At 53.6% G+C, this 1,384-nt stretch carries 1 protein-coding gene; it reads right to left on the bottom strand.

Features of this window, described 5'->3' with window-relative positions:
- Nucleotides 1-14: 14 nt before the first annotated feature.
- A complete protein-coding gene (locus J9889_RS04370; protein ID WP_041206016.1) occupies nt 15-1,283 on the bottom strand; it encodes an IS4-like element ISAeme4 family transposase in 1,269 nt (422 codons plus the stop codon).
- Nucleotides 1,284-1,384: the final 101 nt, after the last annotated feature.

The raw sequence follows: 1,384 nt of genomic DNA, 5'->3' as shown, positions 1-1,384 counted from the left end.
TCATATACAGGACCTTAAGAAAACACTTCATTTGAAATTCCTTCTAAGGTCCTGTTCTGTATCGATTTTCGCTGCTTGGTTCGACGGGCATTTTTCGCCAAGTAAACGGCAGCCCATTCCAGACGCTCTCTTATTTCCACCAACACCCGATGAGCCACCGCTTCCAATAACGGGAACCACCAGGTTCCGCTATTTTTCGCCGCTTTCAGTGTGGATAAACCGTCCCCCATCAGCGTCTGAGCTACCCGTCTTTTCATCACCAGCGACAACAGGCTGGCCCACACCAGCCCCTCGGCAATGGCTTTCTGACCTGTCACAAAGCCCTTGAGCCGGTTGTGCGACTTCCACTCCTTAAACAGCAGCTCCACCTGCCAACGACAGCGGTACAGGCTCATCACCCGCTCTGCTGGCCATGCCTCTCGTGGCAGATTGGTCATCCAGATACAGAACCGTTTCTCCTCGGCAAACCAGCGTCGGATCAGCCGATACTCGAACTTGCCCGATTTCACCACCATATCCAGTACCTCTGCCCGACAGTGCCGCCGTCCAGCATCCTTGAGTGACAGGCCCGCCAGCTTCGGCACTTCCCGTTCGTCACCGCGCCATGCCCGGATAATCTTCGGGTTCAGGCTCTTACTACCCCTGACCAGATAGAAACCGCCCGCCTCGTTTAGTTTCGCAAAGTAGGCCATATCGATGTAACCCGCGTCCGCCAACAGCAGGCTGTTATTGAGCCGCTCGGGCTCAGGCAGGAACTGGCGCTCTGACGCCGTATCGGCAGAGACCTGCATGCAAACTGGACTTTGCTCCAATAGAGACATGAGCATATGACACTCGATTGCCGCCGGGCTAATGGTCTTGAACCTTCCCGGAAACACTTCGGCCAGGCTTTTGTGGACGGCAAAGGAAGTACCATCCTGCAACAACACCTGTTTGAATGCGCCAAGGGATGCAGTCTTCATCTGTTGGCCGATACGCAAGGCGATAGCCCGTTCAACCAGCGCCTTCATGAACAGGGCGAACGACGCTTTGCGCAACTGGTTGTGAAAGGGCTTGTAGGAAACCTGATGGGCATCAACCAGTTGCAAGGCATTGAAATGATGGTGCAATCCAGCGATACCATCGACCTGGTCGCAGCCAAGTGCCCGCAAGAGTGCAGTCACCAGCATGGCAGGCGTAATGGCTCGTTTGCGCAAGCAAAATTGGCAGTCACGGGCAATGCGGTCGAGTTCGGCAGGAGAGAGAAGTTGCTCAAGATAGTGGTTGGCATCGATAATGGTCATGGCTTCGTGCGTGGCGGTTTTGTTTGGCGATAAAATCAGATCACAATCGAAGCCATTTTTATATCTATTTCAATTGGTTGCTGCTAAAGATCCTGTACATG

It is taken from the genome of Aeromonas sp. PrichA-15, assembly GCF_017939245.1.
Taxonomy (GTDB): Bacteria; Pseudomonadota; Gammaproteobacteria; order Enterobacterales; family Aeromonadaceae; genus Aeromonas; species Aeromonas caviae.
The sequence above is the reverse complement of the archived record's forward strand: the minus strand, read 5'-3'. Positions and strand labels throughout refer to the sequence as shown.

Bases quoted from the DNA above. Each gene is read 5' to 3' on its own strand.
- J9889_RS04370 (WP_041206016.1), bottom strand. From the start codon at position 1,283: ATGACCATTATCGATGCCAACCACTATCTTGAGCAACTTCTCTCTCCT.